Source organism: Paraglaciecola sp. (assembly GCF_030730205.1).
Lineage (GTDB): Bacteria > Pseudomonadota > Gammaproteobacteria > Enterobacterales > Alteromonadaceae > Paraglaciecola.
The window spans coordinates 1-3,089 of record NZ_JANQVQ010000165.1; the positions used below are offsets into that span (position 1 = coordinate 1).

Below are 3,089 nucleotides of genomic sequence, written 5' to 3' on the forward strand. Positions count from 1 at the left end.
TGTTGCAACACTTCAAAGTGTTGTTGTCCTAAAACGCTCAATGCTGAAACAGTCGATGATTCGCCTTCTTTAAACGCAATTAAAACATCTTTGTATAGTTCACAGGTATCGGGGTGAATGCCATTACATGAAATTAGTGTGATCTTCTTTAAGTATTCTAAGTCTCCGATCAGCACAGCCCAATCATAGGTACTGCGGTTTTGCTCTATTTCTGCATGGAAGTCAGGGGTAATTCCGTTTCGATGTAAAGCTTGTAAGGCTGTGCCACAGCTAATGATAATCGCTTGTTCTTGCCATTCTTTAATCGCCTCTATAGACAGATCCAAAGACGGACCATTGCCGACGATAAAAACAGGTACTTCTTTGTCGTCGTAACTGAGTTTGCTCGACGGATTTTTGGTTAAAACTGGAATGTTTCTTCTAAAGCCTTCTTTAGTGTGTTCGATACCGTAATAGGCATGATCAAAATACTCTCCCATCGAAATAACAATTTGTAACTGCTCTCGTAACTGTGCGATGGCTGTGTTTAAAGATGCGTTGTAATAACTTTGATAAAAGTAGGTGTTGTTGAGAATGTAGGGCCCAATTGAGTGGAACTGGCGCAATAAGTCTCGAAAAAGATGGGTACCATCGTCACCTACATTCAGATAAATTCGCGCGTTTGAATTTTCAACAGTTTCGAAAATAGATTGCCAATCAATTGCAAAAAGTGAGGCGTAAAAAAAGTCACTGTTAGGTTCACATAAAAATAATTTTTCAACTGTATGGTTAGCCAACAAGCTTTCAAGTTGATAACCCACCCCTAAACCAAACATGATTATCGATGCAATGTTTTCAGGTAGTGCGCCTACTTCGTCTTCTGCTTGAGCGAGTAATTCTTCAGTTTCTTTCACAAATTGATAGTGGATGTAGTGTGCGAGTTTAGTGCCTTTGTAACCTAAAACTAATCCATCTTTGTGGGGTTGTTCATTGTAATTTTCGTAGTTAATCAAGCAATCGTTTTTAGGGGTGTTGCTGTACCATGCGGTTAACGAATCTGCTTTTACAACGTTGATTTCGCCTTGTTCATTTTGGAGAGGTAACCAAACTTTTGGCTGATACTCTTGGTATTCTTTATGGATATCAGGAAAGTAGTGTTGAAAGGCCTGCAGATTACGTTTAAATAGTTCATCGTTTTTTGAGCAGCTTTTATATCGTTTTACATCAAGGCTACTTGTCCAACTCGGCAGGTAACTTAGGTAGTTTTCAGTAAAATCAAACGACAGACCATTTTCAGTTAATTCATCCCAGCTTTTAGTTCTTAAGTCTTTTACTAAACTATTGAACACTGGGTGGTTGTAGTGTTTATAAACAAAGAAATGAGAAATTTTCTCATGCTCAACGAGCTCGTTTATATCATCAACGAGATTTCGCCCATCCTTTTCAATCTGCAAAAATATTTTAGTCCCCTTTTGCTTAGCTAAGTCAAAAATATCACTCCATTTATTGATTAAAACCGAGCATTGAAAATACTGTAGTTCAGGCTCGTAAATCACTAAGCAATTGATTGTTTTACGTTGCATCAGCTCTAATATATGAAAACCCAAACCGCAACCGAGTACAACCAAACACTCAATGTTTTCAGGAGCCGGTTTCTGTGCAATATAGTACTGATATCCCTCGCTTGACTTGAAATTTTCGGGATCTAATTCACCTTTGATCTGCGTTTGAGTATTTGCTGTATTTAGGTAAAAGTGAGGGGCGTGAGAATTAAAATCGCCAACTTGTTCAAGAACTTCTTGCTGTGGATGAAAACCGTAAAGCGTTCTGCCTACACCGTAATCCACAATATTTATCTCACCAAATTTATTACAAAATAAGGAGTAGTTTTGCAGTTTGGGTTGTTTAATGTAGTGACTTAAAGACGGAATGTTTCTATCGAAACTGTTTACATTTTTATGGTGGGCCTCAAGAATGCTTTTAGCTAAGGATGCTTCTAGTTCTTGTTGTTTTTCTTCATCTTTTTCTAAATGTAAACGTATATTTTTTAGCATGATTATATAGTGACTACCAACCGTGCTGATAGATTAGCAAAAAGTAAGCCTAAGCGTCAGTAACTGTTACTGTAAAGCGCATTAAAAAAAGAATGTTATCAATCTTTAAGATGAAAAGTATCGAATTGTGGTGCTAGGTATTCATTTATATTGTTTACGCTTTGAACGATATTTTGCTATTATCAGTGACTAGGTTGAGAGGGCCTTTTTATGATTAAATTAGACAGTGGTTCAAATTCATCATTTTTACAGCAAATTCAACAGAAACAAGATTCTATTCTTGAAAAACTGTCATCTGGTAAGCGTATCAATAGCGCGGCCGATGGCGCCGCAGCCCAGCAAATCATCGATCGCTTAACCAGTCAGGTTGAAGGTAATAGGCAGTCCATTTCTAATGCCTACGATGGTATTTCACTTGCTCAGGTGGCTGAAGGTGGTTTGGCTGGAATTAATGAAGACGTTAATAGGATCCGTGAATTGTCTGTGCAAGCAGGCAATGGTTTATTGACTGACGGTGATCGCAAAGCACTACAATCTGAAGTATCTCAGCTGCAGCAAAATATTTCCCAAACGATCAAACAAACAGAGTTTGGTGGCAAGTCGCTTTTAAGCGGTTCTGAAAGTATTAATTTTCAAGTGGGCGCCAATGCAGGTCAAAAAATTGGCGTGCAAACTAACGATGTCGCCTCCGGTTTGAGCGATATTCTAAATGTAGACTTGAGCACAGCGCAGGGCGCGCAAGATGCTTTAGTAGCAGCAGATAGCGCAATTGATTATGTGGGTAGTGCACGCACTGATTTAGGGGCCACGCAAAATCGCTTCGAAAGTGCTGCCAGAAACTTATCACAAGCTGATATTGATGTATCAGCGGCCCGCAGCCGAATTCAAGATACCGATTATGCGCAAGCCTCTGCGGAACGAGCAAGTAATGACATACTTAGTCAGGCGTCAATTGCCATGCAGAGTAGCGCGAATCAACAAAGAGGGCAGGTGCTTAGCCTATTAAATGGTTAGAATTTGCGATTAAGAGATTATTTTAGAAAGAGCAATTTGTTT

General features: G+C 39.0%; 2 protein-coding genes. One reads left to right on the plus strand and one right to left on the minus strand.

From position 1 onward, the window contains the following. On the minus strand, positions 1 to 2,033 hold a 2,033-nt coding region (locus NWQ57_RS11050), incomplete at its 3' end, for a 6-hydroxymethylpterin diphosphokinase MptE-like protein (RefSeq protein WP_306022206.1). 210 nt (positions 2,034 to 2,243) lie between these two features. Here NWQ57_RS11050 and NWQ57_RS11055 point away from each other — a divergent pair. Then, positions 2,244 to 3,047 (plus strand): flagellin, encoded by an 804-nt coding sequence (locus NWQ57_RS11055; protein WP_306022207.1) that lies wholly within the window; start codon positions 2,244 to 2,246, stop codon positions 3,045 to 3,047. Positions 3,048 to 3,089: the final 42 nt, after the last annotated feature.